Origin of the sequence: Megasphaera geminata F0357, assembly GCF_000239275.1 — a bacterium.
GTDB classification, from domain to species: Bacteria; Bacillota; Negativicutes; order Veillonellales; family Megasphaeraceae; genus Megasphaera; species Megasphaera geminata.
Window position 1 is genome coordinate 47139 of sequence record NZ_JH417572.1, and the last position, 20123, is coordinate 67261.

Genomic DNA, 20123 nt, shown 5'->3' on the forward strand with positions numbered 1-20123 from the left:
GCATCTATACGTGCGCATGTAAATACTTGCGATATAGATGTCTTTCCTTGTTTAATTATACCATTTTGTAATTTTAGGCTCTAATAAAAACATTTCATGTTATACTGCGAGTTTATCATAAAATATGATAAATTAAGTTTTACTTAGTTAGAAATTTGCAGAAAAGGCCGTACCGTCCTGTACTGAATATATCACGTCTCTTAGAACAATAAACACTTCGCAAAGAGGCGGTCATAATTTTCACTGTTACTGAGTTCAATATAATGAATATCCGCTGCCAGCTCTTCCGTTTCCTGCTTGGCTTTTTCCGAAAGAAGAGTGGACAACGCCCCTGTCTTGGCGGAGTTGCCCGCATAAATGAGTTTATCCGGGCTCACCGGCGGCAGAAGCCCGATTTCCAAGAGGGATTCAGCCGGCAAATGAGCGCCGAACTGTCCGGCAATAAGGACGCGGTCCAAGTCTTTCGCCTTGAGACCGGCATGGTCGAGAAGCACTTCGATGCCTGAACGAATCGCTCCTTTAGCAAGTTGTACCTGACGCACGTCGCTCTGTGTGACAACAAGATCTTTCCCTGTCTTGGCAGTATGGATGGTAAATTCACGTTTCGTACCGTTGTAGTGAAGCATAGTTTTACGCCAATCATCGTTGTCGAAATTTTCCGGTTTATTGAAGACCCCGCGCTTCGTAACCAACCCCGTCCTCACGAGTTCACGAACGACCGCCAAAATACCGCTGCCGCAAAGGCCGACAGGAGGTACATCACCGATAACGGCGAGGTCGATACCGTCGGCACCGATTCGGATATCTTCAATCGCCCCGGCGGCCGCGCGCATGCCGGACGTAATATTCATTCCTTCCAGTGCCGGCCCTGCGGCACAGGAACAGGAATACATGCCGTCAGGCGTAGCCAAAACGAGTTCGCCGTTAGTACCGATATCAATGAAAAGGGCATTATCTCCGGTATTCTTCAAATCGCAAATATGAACCCCTGCCACAATATCCGCTCCAATGTAAGCCGATACGGACGGCAACAGGTAGACAAGCGTGTCATCGTTACCGACAAGTCCCAGTTTTTTCGCCTTTAAGCGCAGGGCTTTCACAAAAACGGGCCGATACGGCGACTTGCCGATAGGCCGGGCATCGACGCCAGCAAGCATGTGTTGCATCGTACAGTTGGCCGCCACATCGATTTCAATAAGCGAATCTGCGGCAATTCCCCTTTCAGCACAGACTTTTTCAGCCAGTTCATTAAGGCCGCCGACAATGGCTTTCTGCAGGGCCGCAATACCTGCAACACCGGCTTCCGTCTCATAGGTGATGCGTGTCAGTACATCGAGCCCGTATATTTTCTGCGGATTAATCATGGCGCCGGTAGCCGCTTCTTCGCCATTACGCAAATCGATAAGAGAGACAACGACCGTTGTCGTACCTATATCGACAGCCAGCCCGTAGCCGTCACGGGGATTATCGGGGATAATATTCGGTTTGAAGCCGTCCGTCGTAAAAACGTGTTCTTTTTCCGCTTCCGGCACTTCAACTGCAAGAACATCGCCGGTACTGCGAGCCATACAAGCAAGACGATACCCGGCGCGAATATCTTCTGCCGAAAGAAGGCGTTCTTCGGGCGCCGTAATCTCATCAACGGTGCCGCTTAAAATACGTACCTTGCATTTGCCGCATGTCCCCCTGCCGTTACAGCTGTTGGCCAGAGGTATCTTTTCGGCAAGGAGCCGTTCCATCAAGGAACGGCTCCCGTCACCGCGCACTGTTACTTTCATATTTATTTACGCCCTGTAAGACGATCTGCCTGATGCACCGCATCAACGGCATTCGGCGAGAACGTATCCGCACCGATTTTATCAGCAAACACCTGCGTAATAGGAGCCCCGCCGATCATGACCTTAACGGAATCGCGGAGACCGCGTTCCTTAAGCATGTTAACAACCGTACCCATCCCCTCCATTGTCGTCGTCATGAGCGTAGACATACAGAGAACATCGGCATGTTCTTTTTCAACTGCATCGACAAAATTCTGCAAAGGAACATCTTTGCCGAGGTCAATAACACGGTACCCGCCCGTTTCCATCATCGTCTTGACAAGGTTCTTACCTATATCATGCGTATCGCCCTCGATAACACCGATAACGGCAACCTTTTCTTCAGCTTCCGTGTTCTGATCCAGATGAGGCTTCAAGACATCCACGCCGGCATACATAGCGTCGGCACAGAGAAGGATATCGGAAACAAAATATTCTTCTTCTTCATACATCTTTCCGGCGCGGGTCATACCGTCTACGAGGCCTTCCATAATACCGTCCAGCGCTTCATAGTCATTGTCGATGTACGCCTGTGCCGCCTCTACGACATCTTCATCATCCATCTCAAATACATCGTCAGACAAGCGTTTCAACAATTCCTCTTTTTCGCTCATACTCGAATGCTCCTTTCTTATTGCAATGTAATTTTTAAGATTTTATTCGCATTTACAGTGGATTTCGCATTTTTAATACACATTTGGCCCATAAATCCGGCTTTGCCGACAGCATACAGCCACCCGTCTTCATAGGTCAATGTACTCCTGTCCGTTACACCGAGAGGTTCATAGATACCCGTTTCTGTACCGGTAAGAGCAAAAGCCGTTTTCGGGCAAAGGAGGAACAGCGCCTTATGCTCTACCGTTGCTTCAAGGACTTTAAGGAACGGTGCTACCCTGTTTACAGTATAATCCGTCAGTATTTTCGGTCCCATAATAGTAACCGTCGCCACGGCATCACCGTAGCTGATAATTTTCACGCCTGTATCAACGGCGGCCTTGATATAGGTTTGCAAATTCCGTTCTATCTTGTCGAAGATCTGATTCATCAGGTCGGGCTTACGGCGCATCCCCTTAAAAACTTCCTTCAAATCAATGAGACTGTTCAGAACAGTCACGGGACCGACAACTTCAAGAATAACTGTCTCACCCTCATCTGCCAGGATTCGGCAGGCCTGTAATACTTCAGCCATGCGCCCCTTCGTAACATCAAGATCGGGCAGTGCGGAAATTTCTTCAAGTCTCGTGCAGACATACCCGTTGCTGCGCGGGCCCACCTGTGCACTGCCGTAGTTGACAGACGCGCCGAGCGCTTCCGCTTCGACGACATGATCGAAAGGCAGATAGACAACTTTATCATTGAGTTCGGCTTTCACGGCGCGAGCCAGAGTAACCATATCGGCGCCGTTTCTATAGACATCGGGGATAGCCAGGCCGCATTTTTGAACGAGGGAAACTATGGAATCTTCCTTCGTTCCGTAACTGCAGGGATAGTCTTTAATTTCAGCCATTTATGCCAGCTCCATTCCTTTAGGCATCCGTCCCATCTTAGCACCTTTACCGTAAATCGTCGCATTATTCATAATAGCGACGACATTTTCTTTCGGCGTGCCGATGGGTGTCGTGCAGCCGGGCGTAAGGATAAATCCTTTCGGGGTGTCCCCGGCTTCACGCAGACAGCGGATGACTTCGTTTTTCATATCTTCGGGCGTGCCGTTACGAAGAAGATCGACAGGATCGATATTGCCGACAACGGCAACTTTATCGCCGTAAAGATTTTTAAGGTCTTCCATGTTTTCGCAGTTGTCGACGGAAAAAGACGAAATACCCCAGTTCACAAAATCTTCCCAACGGTCATGTGTGGAGCCGCAAACATGCAGCCCCGGAGCTTCGCCGTAAAGATCGGTCAGACGCTGAATCAGTTGTCCCATGTAAGGAACGGCATACTTCTTGAAAAGGCGCGGGGCCAGAAGATTGCGGGCGATAATCGGTTCAGCCAGAGAAGATTTGATCCCCGTTTCCTTATAGAGCTGTTCGCAGCAGGCATAAATATTATCGTTAGCGTATTGGAGCAGCTTTTCCGTCTCTTCCGGCTTCTTGATCATATCTTTAAGGAATTTTTCCGTACCGATGAGAAAGGCAGCCAGGGTGAAACATGCGCCCATTCCCGTATCGATAATATAAGTATCTCCCCATTTATCCTGAAGGCGTTTAAATGCTTCCAGCATAATAGGAAGACGGCCGTCTTTGTGGATATCGACGATTTTTCTGCCGTCCAGCTCATCATATGACTGTATTGCCGGCCCGTCTACATGCGAAACGTTGTTCAACGGAAATGCCAAAGGAACACCCAAGGCTTCAGCCACACCGCGAAGCCCGATACCCATGCCCATGTTGTCGGCGCCGAAATCTTCAGCCAAATGAGATTCCACTTCAACCATCAGATCCGCATCAAAATAGTAATCTTTATTTTGAATACCGTATGTAATCGGGCTCGTCTCCCCGGAACTGAGAATGGTCGGAATGCGGTCAACTTCTTCGCCGTCCATATACTTTGTAAGTCGTTCTTTCGGAGCCATTTCCGTCTTAATTAATTCCATGTTATACTCTCCTTTTTCTCGCCAGGCCTTCAACTTCCTTGCATATCCCATTCTCTCCGTCCCCGGGGATACAAGCCGCTACAATCTTATTAAAGCATTTCAATAAACGCCGCCAAACGTGTATTGAGCTGACCGACATCGGTCCTGGAATAATCCGTTTCAATGTAAATATAGGGAATTTCCTTTTTTTCCGTCACGAAACGATGAATTTGTTTTGATTCAACACTGTACGTATGACATGCCTGCAAGACCATTTCGACGACACCGTCGATTTTATATTCGTCAATCATCGAGTCGAGAAGTTCAAAGCGGTTCTTATTCGGCGACATGACCGAACAGCCGATGCCGAGATAGCGTTCACCGATCGCACCGTAAATATCCTCCGTATCTTCCTCAACAAGCCGTTCAATGGCTTTGGCTCCGGAACAGTTTTCATAGCCCACAACAACGCCGCCGTTATCTTCGATCGCCTGAATCACTTTTTCCGTCGCGCCGCCCATAGGACAGCCCGTAATAAGAATACGCGGACGTTTATCGATGTGTTTGCCGGCACCGTAGTCGGCTTCTATCTTTTCCGTCATAGCTTTGATTTCCTCGGGCAGAATACTCCGGTCCAGCTTGAACGTACTTCCGTAAAGGACCTTAAAGAGATCGTATCCCATAATCGGAGCCGGGTCATGCTTCATGACATGATAAAGTCCCTGTAAAGCTTTGCGCACTTCATTTTCCGTATGAACGGCTTCTCGTATATTTTCTTCCGTAATGGTGACGCCGAACTTCTCTTCCAGCTTTTCCTTCAACAGGAGAATCGACTCTCTCCAGAATTTCTGCCCCCGCTCATCCTGTGACTGAGGCATCTCCATAACGTATACGTCTTTGAACTGACCCATCATTTCGTACATCTTCTTTTTACCGTCACACGTCATTTCGCCGACAATGAGATCGGAGAAATAAAAATACGGACATTTATCGGTCTTGGCAAAGCCGTAACTCGCTTTAATGAGCGGACAGAGGTTTTTCGGCAGATCCCGTTCAGCCACTTCAATCGTTTCGTCCGACATGGAACAGAGACTGACCGTTGCGGCCCCCATAGCCATCGGCAGTTCTTTCGGAAAATACGTGCAATACGAACCGACAATAGGGATGCCTTTATCTTTAGCTTCTTTCACGGCGAGAAAAGAATTCTTACGCTGTTCCGCAAATTCTTCAAATACTTCAGGTAAATCTTTTACAAGTTCCATAGTACCCCTCTTTTCAGTATTTACTTTAATTATAGGGCAGACTTTTCATACGGGCTAATATGTATTACTCTTTCTTTAGTATTCCTTTTTTCTATGTTCTCATTCAAAACCATGTGTTTATACTATGAGGCAGAAATAACTTACAGAGCTTTGCAACCACTTCACAGAAATTGTCTTTATCATTCAGAAGAGGTTCAAATACCGCCATATACAAACAATGAAACATGAAAGTACAATACAAACGCAGAGATAACCGCATTATTAAAGCAAAAAAAACACCGCCTGTTACGAGGCGATGTTTTTTGCTTTATCTGATTTTATCCGTCCGCTTCTGCGGCAAGGACCGCCGCACCGATGGCGCCGGCAAAGCGCGCCTTCGGATCGGAACAGACTTTCCTGCCGAAAGAATCACTCAGCAGTTTAAGAAAATATACATCTTCACAAAGGCCGCCCGTCAAGAAAATAGGCAGATCCTGCTCGGAGAGTTTCGCATATTCCTGTCGTACCTTCTTAACGACCGACTGTAAAACACCCCAGGCAATATTAGGTTTTGACGTTCCCTGCCCGATAAGGGAAACGATTTCCGATTCGGCAAAAACCGTACACATGGCGCTGATTTGCAATTGTTCCGTATGGTCACGGGCAATTCTGTCCAGATCCGCCAGTGTCACATTAAGCCTGTTTGCCATGATTTCAAGAAATTTTCCGGTACCGGCGGAACACTTGTCGTTCATATAGAATTCCATAACCTTTCCTTTGTGGCAGGAAATAACTTTTGTATCCTGTCCGCCTATATCGACGATGTTGAACGTGTCTTCACCGAAGAGGACGCTGGCCCCCTTCGCATGGCATGTAATCTCCGTAACGCGTTTTTTGGCCCCTTCCACGGCCTGACGGCCATATCCTGTGGAGATACAGTACATATCCTCAAAATTATAACCTTTAATACGCAGTTTTTCTTTAATTTCTTTAAGTGCCTCCAAACTGCTCCAGCCTGTGGGAATAACAAACGTGTCCAAAATTCCCCGTTCCTTATTCATGATCACCGACTTGGCGCAGGTCGAGCCGATATCTATACCTAAATATGTCATTATAAAGCGTCTCCCCTTTTACGGATACCGATATCCCGTTTGCTCTTTTCTTCATTATACATGACTTGTAAAGCGTCACGTCATGTTCAGAGAAACTTATGCTCCGTTTATTAATACATAGAATTTATCTATTGGTTTATTTAATGAAAATTATGTTATGATAAGAAAGTAATTTTGTACATTATATATTCAGTAAGGAACACCGTCATGATGGAATTAAAACAACTTGAATCATTTGTTGCCGTTATTAAATACGGCAGCTTCACTAAAGCGGCACATGTACTCTATATGTCACAACCGTCTATCAGCACGCATATCCGCGCTTTAGAGCGGCAGCTTGATACACCTCTGATTATCCGCACTACGAAACAGATCCGTATTACGCCGCGAGGCCGTGAGCTTTACGGCATGGCGATATCCATGCTGAAATTACGCGACGATCTTCTCTCAAAATGGCAGCATGAAGATTCGCATGAAATTATTATCAGCGCGTCCACCATCCCGTCCATCTATTTGCTCCCGCAAATTCTGCGGGGGTTTCATAAACTCTACCCTGATATTCCCTTTACGATTAATCAGGACGTAAGCTCAAAGGTCGTCGCCTCCCTTTTAAAGGGACAGATCCAAGTCGGCTTTACCGGTATGGAAACGGAGGAAGACGCGCTTGAATTCGTTCCTGTCGCCTTCGATCGCATGGTAGTCATCACACCGAACTCACCGGTCTTCCGTCAGATGGCCTCCCAAGACGACGCGGCTTTGCAGATCCTTTCGAAGTATCCTTTGATTCTCCGCGATAAAGGCAGCGGCAGTAAAGCCCATATTGACAGTATTTTTGAGAAGCTCCGTCTCACGCCCGACAAATTACATGTAACAGCTCATTTAAGCGAACCCGAAGGGATCAAGAATCTCGTTATTAATCATGACGGTGTCTCGGTCATTTCCGAACCGGCAGTCACCAATGCGGTTAAAGAAGGGACCCTTCTCAAATTTAACCTGCCGAAAAAACTGGCCTTGCGCCAGCTCTATATGGTGTACCACAAACACGATACTCAATCAAGCCATGTAAAACACTTTATCAGCTATGTCAAATCCCTCGGCTGGAAAAAACAGGACTGATAAAAATAAGGCCTTTCCGAGGAAAGGCCTTATTTTTATGGTGATGACCACGGCATATGTACACGGCTTTACATCACCGTTTCGTCGCCGGCCTCATATTCTTCCTGCTGTATTTCAATTGTCTTCACAAAATAAACATGATCGGCAAACTTATCTTTATACTTTATTTTACAATAGCTTCCGAAGATTATGCCGAGGAAGACCCATCCGACAACCATGGCCCATTCCTGCGGTAAAAGAGCCGATCCCGATCCGGGTACGATGTACATAATAAGCATAACGCCCGACATGAACACCGCCATAACGCCGACAAAGCGATAGGGGCCTACCCGATAGGGCCGTTTCATATCCGGCTCCTTCATGCGCAAGACCAGAAAGGACAGGGAAACGATAAAATAAGCCAGCACACATCCGAAATTGCCGGCATCAACAACCCAGAGCAGCATTTTCTTGCCGAAAAAAACGGCGATTATCGTAATAACACCCAAGAGGAAAAGCGCGTTAACAGGCGTCTTATATCGCGGGTGGAGTTTAGCAAAAACCGGCGGAATCATATTGGCACAGGCCATGGAATACATAGCACGGCTGCCGCCGATAAGAAAGGAATTCCAGCTCGTAATAATACCGCAAAGACCGCCGACAATCAGGACCTTCGCCATCATATCACTGTTAAAGGCCTTGGCCATGGCATCAGCCGTAACGAGACCGCCGACACTTTGCATGGACAAGGAAATATCGGCATTGTTCATAAGATACCCGACGGCACCTATGACGAAAGAATAAAAAGCGACTGCAAGAATAATGGACAACACGAGAATACGGCCGATATTTTTCAGAGATGCGGAAATCTCTTCAGCCGCCTGGGGAATAACGTTAAACCCGATAAAAAAGAAAGGCGTCATAACGGCTACGGCCAGGGTGTTCTTCACCATCTCTGTCGTTGTCGCCCCGACAAAGTACTGCCCTTCCAAATTGGCTGCATGGCCTGTAATCCCCGCTGCCGCGATGAGGACAATGCCGACCGCCCCGATGATTAAAGTAAGGCCGGTCTGCAAGATCGCCGCCGTCTTGGCGCCGACAATGTTGACATATGTAATCAGGATGACAAGGCTGATGGCCAAAACCAGCCATGTCGCATAAATATCAAAACCGCCGACACTGTACAAGTACCATTGCAGAAATTCCGGATACAAATACGCAAAGATAGTCGGCAAGGCGCACGCTTCAAAGCAGACGACACCAGTATATCCGAAAATAATGGACCAGGTGCAAATAAATGACCCTATCTTGCCGAGAGCCCTGTAACTGAAAACGTGTTCACCGCCGTTTTGCGGCATTGCAGTCGTCAGCTCCGCATAGGCAAGACCGACAAAGAAAATCATGATGCCGCCCAACACGAAGCCTATCATGGCACCCAGTACGCCCCCCTGCATAATCCAGTCCCCTGTCGAAACAACCCAGGCCCACCCGATCATCGCCCCAAAGGCCAATACCAATATATCCCATAAATTAAGTACTTTATTAAATTCAGAATTTTTCTGTGACATACACTATACCTCGGCTCTGCCATATTCATTCCCGTATGTTTACATATTGCAAAATACACTCTTTTTATTCATAAACTTACGGGTGTCTTTATATTTTACCTTTTCCGCATATGTTTGTATACTCTCTTCCGATAGGCCGAATCACATTAACTGTTGTTTATCATATTTCTTATATATATAAATTTATCATACTAAAAAGAACGAACGGGCAGTAAAATTACAACATTATGCCGAAAAATTCCGCACAGTTTCATTATATAAAAAGGAGCGGCTCCGAAAGGATGTCTCCCGAAACCGCTCCCCTTAGGAGTTTTTTATCTTGTTTCCATTGAATCAAGAATAGCCTGTACCGTACTTTCAAGTTCAGTTTCTTTTTCTTCCTGTAAGGTCGATGCCATAGTTACACGTTCATTGAGAACGGTCATGTTTTTCAGGTTATCATCAATAAACTGCTGCATCAAATCTCCGGATTAACGGCCCACGAACCGTTTTCCAAGATGGCAATCGTCCGTTTCTGTACATGCAGGGCTTTCATGTGTTCAAGAAAATCCAGCATAACCGGGTAAATACCGAGATTATATGTTACAGATGCCAGGACAATGTGAGAATACTTAAATGCCAGCGAGATAAGATCCGATACGTGTGTCGTCGATACATCGCAAACACGTACATTGGTCATTTTTTGTTCACAAAGACGACTTGCCAGTTTCTGTGCCGCCGCTTCCGTATTGCCATACATAGACGCGTAAACAATAAAGACGCCCTGTTCTTCCGGTTCATACGTACTCCAATGCTGGTATTTATCAAGGAGGTACTCAAAGTCCGCTCTCCAGACGGGCCCGTGGAGGGGGCAGATAAATTTAATCTTATCCAGGACCGCAGCGGCTTTGCCGAGAAGATGCTGTACATGAGGACCGTATTTTCCGACAATATTTGTATAATATCGTCTCGCTTCGTCGATCCAGTCGCGGTCAAAGTTTACTTCGTCCGCAAAAAGTTTCCCGTCGAGAGCAATAAAGGAACCGAAGGCGTCAGCCGAAAAGAGAGCTCCGTTTGTCAGGTCAAGGGTAATCATCGCTTCCGGCCAATGAACCATAGGCGCTTCTACAAAGGTAACGTTATGCTTGCCAAAGGAAAACGTATCCCCCTCTTTCACTTCAATGAGTTCCTGTTTATCAACGGAAAACCCGAATTGCCGCATGAGCATGAACGATTTTTCCGTACTGATAATCTTCACCTTCGGATAACGGAGCAGGATCTCTTCAATACTGGCGCCGTGATCGGGCTCCATGTGGTTAATAACTAAATAATCCAATCCTCTGCCGTCCAATACGTGCTCAATATTCTCCAGAAGCTGGCGACATACGCCCCAGTCAACCGTATCGAAAAGGACCGTGTTCTTATCCGTTAACAGGTAGGCATTATAGGAGACGCCGAGAGGAATGGGATGTATGTTCAAACAAATGTGTCCTGTGGTCGTTGTGGCGCCGACCCAATATAAATCTTCCGTTATGTTACGTACGCAATACATAGGAGAAACTCCTTTCATCAGTAATAATTTATTCTTTAACAAAGCCTGTCTTTTCTTCGGCGCATTCCGGGCAAACCCAATCTTCCGGCAAAGCGCTGAACAGCGTGCCCGGAGCGATATCGGCATCTTCATCGCCTAATTCGGGAACGTATTCATAGCCGCAGCCGTTGCAAACATAACAAGGCCCGATAGGTTCCGCTTTCGGCGGTAAGGGTCGTTTCATCTTAACCATCGGCGGCGCCGGCTTCTTCTCCCCTCTGCCGAGAGCATCCGCCAAAAGGGGCAGAATTTCACGAACATCTCCGACAATACCGTAGTCGCAGTTTTTGAAGATAGGCGCATTTTTATTTTTATTGATAGCTACGATAGTAGACGCGTCTTTAATGCCCCTGAGATGTTGCTTGGCCCCTGAAATACCGCAGGCAATATAGAGATTCCCCGTAAATTTCTGACCGGACATGCCTACATAACGATTTAAGGGCACATATTTCAAGGTTTCCGCAACGGGCCGGGAAGAGCCGATGGCCGCACCGGCAGCCTGTGCCAAATCTTCAATGAGCTTCATATTTTCCTTATCACCGATACCCTTACCGGCAGAAACAACTCGTTCCGCCTGAGCGATAGGGGTATCCGGGGCAATGCCGACGGAAAAATCATAGCCGTCCTTAGCAAGAGCCGCCGCCAATTCGGAAACTTTAGCCTTGGCATCGCCTTCCGTAAAGAATTTACCCTTACGGATACCGGTAACAGGAGATATCTTCTTGACTGTACTGCGACTGCTCTCATTTAGAATGCCCCAATCTGCCGAGCAGGTGCGCCGCAATGACGAGGCGCTGAATTTCGTTGGTCCCTTCATAAATGGTCGTGATCTTCGCATCTCTGTACGCGCGTTCCACGTCCATGCCTTTGAGAAAGCCGGAACCGCCGAAAATCTGCAAAGCATCATTCGTAATTTCCATTGCCGAATCGGAAGCATACATTTTCGCCATAGCCGCTTCCATACCGTAAGGCTCATGGTTTTCTTTTAACTCGGCAGCCGAATAAACGAGATAACGGGACGCACGAAGCTTCGTCGCCATATCGGCGAGTTTAAAAGAGACACCTTGATGAATACCGATAGGCGCACCGAACTGATGGCGTTCCTTAGCATAGTCAAGAGCGTTTTCATACGCCCCCTGACCGATCCCCAAGGCCTGAGAAGCAATGCCGATACGGCCGCCGTCCAAAGTGGCCATAGCGATTTTGAAGCCTTGACCTTCTTTGCCTAAGAGGTTTTCTTTCGGTACTTTTACATCATTAAAGATAAGCTCGGCCGTAGTGGACGACCGAATTCCGAGCTTATCATAGTGATCTCCGAATTCAAATCCTGCCCAGCCTTTTTCCACAATGAATGCGGAAATGCCCTTTGTGCCGATATCCGGCGTGGTTACGGCAAAGACAACATAAATATCCGCTTTCGGCGCGTTCGTAATAAAAATTTTACCGCCGTTTAAGAGATAATAATCGCCTCTGTCGACGGCCGTCGTCTCCGTGCCGCCCGCATCCGATCCGGCGTTTTCTTCGGTCAGTCCGAACGCGCCGAGTTTTTCACCTTTGGCCAGGGGAGTTAAATATTTCTTTTTCTGTTCTTTAGTACCGAAGGCCGCAATCGGATACGAACCGAGAGATACATGGGCGGAGAGAATTACCCCGACACCCCCGTCTACACGGGACAACTCTTCGACGGCAATAGCATAAGCGAGAATATCCCGCCCCATACCGCCATATTCTTTCGGATAAGGCAGGCCGAACCAGCCTTTGCCTGCAATCTGCTTGACCACATCATCAGGAAATTCATTGTTCTGGTCAAGTCCGAAGGCAATCGGTTTCACTTCCGCCTCTGCAAAGGCGCGAACCTCTTTGCGAAGCGCTTCATGCGCTTCCGTAGTCTGAAATAACATAATCAATCCTCCTTATCGTTACACTCACCGGTATATACATCGTTTATAATACTCATCAGGCTGATGGAACGCAGCTTATTTTCAATTTCCCGCTGGATAGCACGTAAATTACCGTGAATGCGGCAGAGGCCGTGAACGCGTTGCCATTCACAGTCATAATCACTGCGCATACAACCTGTTACATGTACATTTTCCTCCATAGCAATAATGAGGTCATATAACGAGACTTCATTCAAATTAACGAGAAGACAACAGCCGCCTTTAGGTCCTCTTTCCAAGCCGACAATACCGGCTTTCGACAATTGTTTTAAAATTTTATAAACAAATGCCAGAGGAATTTGTTCTTCTTTCGCTAAGGTTGGAGCAATGCGCATCTTACCGTCCTGCAGGGAACGTATAATGCGAAGGGCATAGTCAGATTTCTTATTCATCAACACGATATCGCTTCCTATTCAATAATCGTTATTTGTTTATATTTTAATATTCTGGATATGCAAGGTCAAGAATGTGAATATTACTCATCCAAAGTATTTTTGCAATTTTATACATCATCTACTCTCTCTTTTTCATCTATATATAATTATCACGTCTATAAAAATCATTGTGTTTATTATATTGCTATCAATATTCAAAAACAGGCTATTATTTTCCAAAAAAAATTAAGCAGTGTATATTTATCTGCATCGAGCCGGCAAAAAAAATATTATTTCAATTCTTTTCAATTCAGCAAAGAATCATCTATGATTTTTACGTATTGTAAAAGGATTTGTTGTTTTTACAACTGCAACACTATGTTTCTTCCGCTATACTGTGTACAGAAAGAAAAATACAAATACCTTGCAACGCTGTTTAGAGGAGGAAATTATAATGTTAAAATCTATTTTAAAAAAATTCGAAGATATGAATGATACTGTTACACAGGATATGCTCGTCGGTGATATTGTTCGTCTCCATCCGGAAGTCGTTGATACGCTTCTTGCACAAGGCATGCATTGCCTCGGGTGCCCCTCGTCTCAGAAAGAAAGCCTCGCCAATGCCTGCATGGTGCATGGCCTTGATCCGGAAAAAATCACAACAGCCGTAAACGTAGCCATTCAGGCTAATAAACAATAGGAGGCAATAGTATGAGCGCATACTTAGGACCTATTCATTTCTGGTTATATAATAAAATCCTTTTTCAGGAAGATTTGCTTGATGCCATCGCTGCATATGCCGTAAATAACAACTGGCTCACGGCTGACGAAGCGGCAACATATACTGCAGCCGATCGCCGTGAGTTATCCGAAGCCGTTGACGGAGCAAATATTCACGGCGGCCCGCAAATCGTATCCATGACGGCGAAGGTCGTTACGCAGCCCTTGTGACCAAGCTTACAAGTGCCGACACAAATCGATTGGATGCTTTAAAACAAGTGGTTTTCGACTTCGGCAGGAGCAGGCAGACAGAAGTTCCCGCTACAGCCCCCGAAGCATTCCACCAGTTGGACAATATACTTCTTAACGGCATGCCCTGCGACCAGGTCATGAAGGTTATTGAAAGCAATCCCGATAAGGTTATCTGGGAAGAAACGCAGGACTTGCACAGCCAGTTCTGGAACGGCAACGGCACGTATTATTACGATTTGCGGGCCGCCTTAATCAAGGGCTGCTTGCCGGCAGTACACTGTCCTTTACAGCAACGGGCGACAATAATTACGAAATCAGCAACTAAAATATAAACGAGGTGTTACTATGTACGCTACAGACGTTATGGTCGAAGAACATGCCAATATTTCCCGTATGCTCAGGGTAATACGTAATATGTGCTGTTGTGATTTTTACGGCGCCGAAGTCAACGGCTGGATATTGTCGGCATCATCGACTTCATCCGCAACTATGCGGACATTAATCATCATCAGAAAGAAGAACATGTACTCTTCCCCGAAATGGTTGAGCATATGGGGGAATTGGCAAATACGATTATTACGCACGGTATGCTCGTCGAACACGATCTTGTCCGGGCGCATACACGCGGAGTTGATGAAGCGTTGAAACTCTACGCCGAAGATCCCCGTACGGAATATAAGCTTGATATCATCACGGAAATGATGGCTTATGCAAATCGCCTGCAGGTTCATGTAGAAAAAGAAAATAATGTTGTCTACCCCTTTGCCGACCGCGAATTGCCTGACGAAATCAAAGAAAAAATAAACAATGAAGTACGTAACCTGGCGGCAGAAAACGAAAAGACCGGTATTGTGAAAAAATATCTCGACTTTCTCGCCCGTATGGAAGAAAAATATAATGCTCTCGGCTATGTTCCGGCGCCGTCCGAACAATAAACGGCCTTATGATATGATAAAGGTGTACCGTCCAAGGTATACCTTTTTGCACAAAGAAAGGCCCGGTTATGACACATTCATCTTTCATAAAGGCCGTCGCGGCGGCGCTTCTTTTTACTATGACAGCGGGTTTTTCCGTAACCGCAGCGGCCGTACCTTCCTTCACGACGGGAAAAGCATTGCATCGCGGAGATTGTATCGGTATCACCGGGACTGCGACAGCCGCAGAGGATATTGATATACCGGCACTGAAACAGCGCCTCGGCGAAGAAGGGTTTTCTGTCAAAGTAATGCCGACCGTAACCAAGCGATACGGCTATTTTTCAGGAACGGACGCGGAACGCGCCGGGGATCTGAACGAGCTCTTTGCCGATGACTCCGTAACAGCTATCCTTTGTTTCGACGGCGGCTACGGCTCAGCTCGAATTCTCGACAAACTCGATTATGACATGATACGGACTCATGCCAAGCCTTTCATCGGCTTCAGCGACACTACGGCCCTGCATATTGCACTGGAAGTAAAATTATCACATTTCACGGACCCATGGCCAATACGCTTTCAGGCATCGACAAAAACGATTACACATGGCATTCTTTCAAAAAAGCCCTGACCGCTTCACAGCCGTTAGGAACTCTTTCTTTGCCGGAGGGGTGCAAGTTGACTGCGCTCATCCCCGGCACCGCGACAGGCATACTTGCCGGCGGTAATCTTTCCATCATTGCGTCACTGGCAGGTACGCCTTACGCACTGCAGGGAAAGGGAAAAATACTCGTTTTAGAAGACGTGAACGAGCCGTCTTATAAAATTGATCGGATGCTTAATCAGTTATGGCAGAGCGGCCTCTTACAAGACGTCGAAGCCATTGCGTACGGAAACTTTATCAACTGCCCTGCCGACCCGGGTGATTTTACGACGGAAGAAATACTTGCCTACTATGCCGCCTTGGCCGGCAAACCGGCAATTAAAGGCCTTCCTGTCGGTCACGGCACCGAAAACGCAACTCTTCCGCTAGGTACGAAAGCCCTCCTTCAGAGCGATAAAGAAAATGCAACGCTGGCCTTTATCGAACCGGCATTGCATACATAAACGTGCTATAACCCGCTATTGCCGAATAAAATTCCACCTTATTTCCCGACAGTCTCTTCCAAACAAGTAAACCGGGTATTCTCTGGGTTTGCCCCCTTGAGAATACCCGGCTCTTTGTATTTACGGCACACGTCCGCACACCTTTCGGATCCGGCTCGGTTGTCGTTCCGGCACTGTTTTGCTACAGCGCCTCTTGTAATTATTTACTTTTTATATTTATTGACAAACCGTCCCATACGAACAAGGCTCTCTTTAATATTTTCCATGCTCGACGCATAGGAAATACGCACAAACCCTTCACCGCAATCACCGAAGGCCGATCCGGGAACGACAGCGACTTTTTCTTCCTGGACAAGCTTTTCGCAGAAATCGGAAGAACTCATGCCGGTGCAACGAATATCGGGGAAGATATAAAAAGCTCCCTTCGGTTCGAATACAGGTAACCCGATATCTCTCAGGCCCTGATAAATGACCTTACGCCGCTCATCGTAAGATCGGCGCATTTCTTCCACTTCTTCCGCACAGCTTTTCAACGCCGTGATCCCGCCGTACTGCGCCTGCGTATTAGCTGACATAATCGCATATTGATGGAGCTTCAAAATCGGTTCAATCGCCTCTTTCGGCGCGCATACATAACCGAGCCGCATCCCCGTCATTGCCCACGCTTTGGAGAAGCCGTTGAAAACGATCGTACGTTCTCTCATATCCGGTAATTTGGAGAAAGTCGTAAACTTCGTCCCCGCATAGACGAGTTCGCAATAAATTTCATCTGCTAAAACAATAAGATCATGCTTCTTTACAAATTCTGCAATAGGCACTAACTCTTCCGCCGTCATTACCGTCCCGGTCGGATTGTTCGGGTAGCCGATAACAAGAGCCTTTGTCTTCGGTGTAACAACTTTTTCCAGCGCTTCCGCGGACAGTTTGAAATCGTGCTCCGGATAGGTCGGCACCATAACAGGTGTGCCGCCTGCCAGTTGAACACTCGCCGGATAGGCGACATATGCCGGATCCGGAATAAGAACTTCATCACCGGAAGAAACAAAGGCCGAAAGAGCCATGGCCAACCCCTCGGAAACACCCACCGTTACGATAATTTCATTAACCGGGTCATATTTCACGCCGTAATGAGTATCGAAATATTCGGAAATGGCTTCCCTCAACTCGGGAAGCCCCGAATTGCCCGTATAGCTTGTCTTTTTTTCATTGATACTGTCGATCATGGCCTGCCTGATCTTTTCAGGTGCCGCGAAATCCGGTTCACCGATACTGAGGGAAAGAACACCTTCAATCTGATTGGCAATATCAAAGAACTTACGAATTCCCGACGGTTTAATTTCTTTTACATTCGGAGCAATAAAATTATCCCAATTCATGTAAAACACCCCTTTTCATCAGCATTAATTTCAGATATAAAAATCAAACTCCTGCCTTACTTAACGTTTCACTTAAACGTCATCACTTTCATAGCGTTTGAATTCAACCTTTTCCGCCTGTTTATTAAAGCCGACAATGTAATACATGATAACAAGCGCTATAAGCCAAATAACCGTTGCAATAATGCCGATACGCGTGTTGGCATTGAACATAGCCGAAACGAGAACAACTGCGAAAAACGCTAACGTAAGATAATTGGAATACGGAGAGAAAGGCATTTTATAGCGGATTTTAGAAATCGTGCCTTCCGCTTTAACTTTTTTACGGAAACTCATCTGGCAGAAAAGGATCATCATCCACGTTACCATGCAGGCAAAAGCGCTGACGGACGTAATGATTTCAAAGATAGATGCCGGCAGGAAGTAGTTGAGGACAACTCCGATCAACATACACAACACGGACATACATAAGGCTTTAATAAGGCACTTTCTGTTTGCTTACTGTTGAAAAGGTTTTGGGCGCCTTACCTTGAAGAGATAAATTGTAAAGCATACGTCCCGTACTGTAAATACCGGAATTGCAAGACGACAGGGCCGCCGTAATAACGACAAAGTTAATGACATGCGCCGCACCGGAAATACCGAGCTTTTCAAATACCATAACAAAGGGGCTCCCCTGATGCCCCAGCTGATCCCACGGATAAATAGACATAATTACTAATAAGGCCAGAACATAAAACAGAAGAATTCGATAAAGAACCTTATCGATGGCTGCAGATAATGTCTTTTCGGGATTCGCCGCTTCACCTGCAGTAACACCGATAACTTCAATACCGACATAGGCGAAGAGCACCATCAGCATCGTATCGAATACGCCGCCGAAACCGTGCGGGAAGAAACCGCCGTGCTGTGTCAGGTTGGAAATACCGACGGCTACACCGTCATTGCCGAGACCGAAAAAGATCATGCCGGCACCCGTAATGATAAGGAAAATAATCGTCACGATTTTAATTAAAGCGAACCAGAACTCAAACTCGCCGTACGCCTTAACGGAAATCAGATTGGCACAGGTCATTAAGGCGAGGGCACAAAGGCAAGAAATCCACTGCGGCAAGTCGGGCAGCCATAAATGGACATATACACCGACAGCGGTGATTTCGGCCATACACGTAACTACCCAGACATACCAGTAATTCCAACCGGAAACATACCCTGCAAGAGGATTCAAAAACTGATAAGCATGCGCACTGAAAGAACCGGATACAGGGTATTCAATGGTTATTTCACCCATAGCACGCATGACGAAAAAGATGGCGATACCCGCAATGATATATGCGGCAACCACACCGGGACCGGCCTTTTCAATGGCCGAGGCGGAACCTAAAAACAAACCGACGCCAATCGCACCGCCCAAGGCGATGAGCTGAATGTGCCGTTCTTCCAGGCCGCGATTCAAATCCTCTTGAACAACTTGCGTTTTCTCTGAACTCATGATGCTTCAACTCCTTTTCTGATATTCTTGCTCATACGCAATATTCCGATATTATAAAAGCATATACTAATTATTACGTATGTAGATACATTAATTATAGTGCGTTTTAATAAACTCGTCCACTATACCCGAACAGATATACATTATATTTTTATGCATTTCTCTTAATATTATACGTTCGTTCCGGAACTTTTAGTAATATTTAATAGTAACACCGCCATGTGCATTAATTTATAAACTTCGTCGCGACTATATTCTTTGGAGTATTTATACATCTATACATTATATTATCTAACAGATTTTCTATAAACGCATTAGTTGGAATTAAGAGTTGCATTATTAAAATATCATTTACACCGCTTCTCTTCCCCCGTTTCGACAAGAAAAAAAAACTGTGCTAAGATACACCTATAAGACCGAAAAGGAGATACATATGAATGCAAGCAAACGGCGACTCCGTATTATGGAGCTTCTTTCCCGTGCCAATGCTCCGCTTACAGGCTCAACTTTAGCCGCTGTCTGCCACGTTACGCGGCAAATTATTGTCGGCGACATCGCCAGGCTTCGGGCGGAAAACAAGTCGATTATCGCCACACCGCAAGGATACCGGCTCTTGAAAACAACTACCGGCATTAAACGGCTCGTCGTTTGTAAACACGGTCCCGACGAGGCGGAACATGAGCTGCGTACCATCGTAGCAAAGGGCGGTACCGTCTGCTGTAATGTCACGATAGAACATGATGTCTACGGCAGTCTCGAAGGAAATCTTCACTTGTCCACACAAAAGGATATCGACCGCTATCTAAAACGCATGAAAGAAAACCATGCCGCTTTTCTCAGCAGCATGAGCGGCGGCATTCATACACACCTCATCGAAGCTCCCACACGCGCCGTCATGGATGAAATTATAAAGGCGCTGCACAAAGAAGGATTTATATACACGTAAAAAGCAACGGTAAAAATATACTG

At 46.4% G+C, this 20123-nt stretch carries 23 protein-coding genes; 8 read left to right on the plus strand and 15 right to left on the minus strand.

Annotated features, from left to right (window positions below):
• Positions 1-200: 200 nt before the first annotated feature.
• The 6 genes from HMPREF0080_RS02385 to HMPREF0080_RS02410 all read right to left on the minus strand — a co-directional run bounded on the left by HMPREF0080_RS02385 (position 201) and on the right by HMPREF0080_RS02410 (position 6745).
• Complete coding sequence (locus HMPREF0080_RS02385; protein ID WP_006789566.1) at positions 201-1778, minus strand: ASKHA domain-containing protein; 1578 nt, start codon at positions 1776-1778, stop codon at positions 201-203.
• Positions 1779-1780: 2 nt separating this feature from the next.
• Positions 1781-2431 carry a corrinoid protein gene (locus HMPREF0080_RS02390; protein WP_006789567.1) on the minus strand — a complete coding sequence of 217 codons (651 nt, stop codon included), beginning with the start codon at positions 2429-2431 and terminating at the stop codon, positions 1781-1783.
• Between the two features lie 17 nt (positions 2432-2448).
• Positions 2449-3324: a uroporphyrinogen decarboxylase family protein gene (locus HMPREF0080_RS02395; RefSeq protein WP_006789568.1), complete on the minus strand. Its 876-nt coding sequence runs from the start codon at positions 3322-3324 to the stop codon at positions 2449-2451.
• Positions 3325-4413: a uroporphyrinogen decarboxylase family protein gene (locus HMPREF0080_RS02400; RefSeq protein WP_040346938.1), complete on the minus strand. Its 1089-nt coding sequence runs from the start codon at positions 4411-4413 to the stop codon at positions 3325-3327.
• An 89-nt stretch (positions 4414-4502) separates the two neighbouring features.
• Positions 4503-5654: a double-cubane-cluster-containing anaerobic reductase gene (locus tag HMPREF0080_RS02405; RefSeq protein ID WP_006789570.1), complete on the minus strand. Its 1152-nt coding sequence runs from the start codon at positions 5652-5654 to the stop codon at positions 4503-4505.
• 317 nt (positions 5655-5971) lie between these two features.
• Positions 5972-6745 (minus strand): acyl-CoA dehydratase activase, encoded by a 774-nt coding sequence (locus HMPREF0080_RS02410; protein WP_006789572.1) that lies wholly within the window; start codon positions 6743-6745, stop codon positions 5972-5974.
• 207 nt (positions 6746-6952) lie between these two features.
• Between HMPREF0080_RS02410 and HMPREF0080_RS02415 the strand changes: the two genes are divergently transcribed.
• Positions 6953-7861 (plus strand): selenium metabolism-associated LysR family transcriptional regulator, encoded by a 909-nt coding sequence (locus HMPREF0080_RS02415; RefSeq protein WP_006789574.1) that lies wholly within the window; start codon positions 6953-6955, stop codon positions 7859-7861.
• Positions 7862-7929: 68 nt separating this feature from the next.
• Here the strand turns inward: HMPREF0080_RS02415 and HMPREF0080_RS02420 are convergent, their stop codons facing one another.
• The 6 genes from HMPREF0080_RS02420 to HMPREF0080_RS02440 form a co-directional block, all read right to left on the minus strand.
• Positions 7930-9408: an APC family permease gene (locus HMPREF0080_RS02420; protein WP_006789575.1), complete on the minus strand. Its 1479-nt coding sequence runs from the start codon at positions 9406-9408 to the stop codon at positions 7930-7932.
• A 314-nt stretch (positions 9409-9722) separates the two neighbouring features.
• Positions 9723-9866, minus strand: coding sequence for a hypothetical protein (locus HMPREF0080_RS10170; RefSeq protein ID WP_006789577.1), 144 nt, complete (start codon positions 9864-9866; stop codon positions 9723-9725).
• Positions 9866-10939, minus strand: coding sequence for an FprA family A-type flavoprotein (locus HMPREF0080_RS02425; protein ID WP_216436676.1), 1074 nt, complete (start codon positions 10937-10939; stop codon positions 9866-9868). Before HMPREF0080_RS02425 ends, HMPREF0080_RS10170 begins: the two co-directional genes overlap by 1 nt.
• Positions 10940-10967: 28 nt before the next feature.
• Positions 10968-11795 carry an FAD-binding protein gene (locus HMPREF0080_RS11490; RefSeq protein WP_172633469.1) on the minus strand — a complete coding sequence of 276 codons (828 nt, stop codon included), beginning with the start codon at positions 11793-11795 and terminating at the stop codon, positions 10968-10970.
• On the minus strand, positions 11722-12879 hold the full coding sequence (locus tag HMPREF0080_RS09865) for an acyl-CoA dehydrogenase (RefSeq protein WP_006789580.1): 1158 nt from the start codon (positions 12877-12879) through the stop codon (positions 11722-11724). The genes HMPREF0080_RS11490 and HMPREF0080_RS09865 overlap by 74 nt, the downstream gene beginning before the upstream one ends.
• Positions 12880-12881: 2 nt before the next feature.
• Complete coding sequence (locus HMPREF0080_RS02440) at positions 12882-13310, minus strand: RrF2 family transcriptional regulator (protein ID WP_006789581.1); 429 nt, start codon at positions 13308-13310, stop codon at positions 12882-12884.
• Between the two features lie 436 nt (positions 13311-13746).
• Here HMPREF0080_RS02440 and HMPREF0080_RS02445 point away from each other — a divergent pair, with 436 nt between their 5' ends.
• From HMPREF0080_RS02445 to HMPREF0080_RS10505, 6 genes are all read left to right on the plus strand, one after another.
• On the plus strand, positions 13747-13992 hold the full coding sequence (locus tag HMPREF0080_RS02445; protein WP_050808805.1) for a DUF1858 domain-containing protein: 246 nt from the start codon (positions 13747-13749) through the stop codon (positions 13990-13992).
• Positions 13993-14003: 11 nt separating this feature from the next.
• Complete coding sequence (locus tag HMPREF0080_RS09870; RefSeq protein ID WP_006789583.1) at positions 14004-14243, plus strand: hypothetical protein; 240 nt, start codon at positions 14004-14006, stop codon at positions 14241-14243.
• The gene (locus tag HMPREF0080_RS09875; protein ID WP_006789584.1) at positions 14240-14596 is read left to right on the plus strand and encodes a hypothetical protein; all 357 of its coding nucleotides are present in this window, start codon (positions 14240-14242) and stop codon (positions 14594-14596) included. The genes HMPREF0080_RS09870 and HMPREF0080_RS09875 overlap by 4 nt, the downstream gene beginning before the upstream one ends.
• Positions 14597-14761: 165 nt before the next feature.
• Positions 14762-15199 carry a hemerythrin domain-containing protein gene (locus HMPREF0080_RS02455; protein WP_245527198.1) on the plus strand — a complete coding sequence of 146 codons (438 nt, stop codon included), beginning with the start codon at positions 14762-14764 and terminating at the stop codon, positions 15197-15199.
• A gap of 68 nt (positions 15200-15267) precedes the next feature.
• A complete protein-coding gene (locus HMPREF0080_RS10500) occupies positions 15268-15810 on the plus strand; it encodes an LD-carboxypeptidase (protein WP_006789587.1) in 543 nt (180 codons plus the stop codon).
• A 47-nt stretch (positions 15811-15857) separates the two neighbouring features.
• Positions 15858-16286 carry a S66 peptidase family protein gene (locus HMPREF0080_RS10505; RefSeq protein ID WP_245527194.1) on the plus strand — a complete coding sequence of 143 codons (429 nt, stop codon included), beginning with the start codon at positions 15858-15860 and terminating at the stop codon, positions 16284-16286.
• A gap of 203 nt (positions 16287-16489) precedes the next feature.
• On the opposite strand, the gene HMPREF0080_RS02465 is transcribed toward HMPREF0080_RS10505, so the two are convergent.
• From HMPREF0080_RS02465 to HMPREF0080_RS02475, 3 genes are all read right to left on the minus strand, one after another.
• Positions 16490-17662, minus strand: coding sequence for a pyridoxal phosphate-dependent aminotransferase (locus HMPREF0080_RS02465; RefSeq protein ID WP_006789590.1), 1173 nt, complete (start codon positions 17660-17662; stop codon positions 16490-16492).
• 72 nt (positions 17663-17734) lie between these two features.
• Entirely contained in the window at positions 17735-18112 is a 378-nt protein-coding gene (locus HMPREF0080_RS10510) for an amino acid permease (protein ID WP_006789591.1), read from the minus strand.
• Positions 18113-18137: 25 nt separating this feature from the next.
• A complete protein-coding gene (locus HMPREF0080_RS02475) occupies positions 18138-19154 on the minus strand; it encodes an amino acid permease (protein ID WP_006789592.1) in 1017 nt (338 codons plus the stop codon).
• A gap of 433 nt (positions 19155-19587) precedes the next feature.
• Between HMPREF0080_RS02475 and HMPREF0080_RS02480 the strand changes: the two genes are divergently transcribed.
• Entirely contained in the window at positions 19588-20100 is a 513-nt protein-coding gene (locus HMPREF0080_RS02480; RefSeq protein WP_040346948.1) for a transcription repressor NadR, read from the plus strand.
• Positions 20101-20123 lie beyond the last annotated feature (23 nt).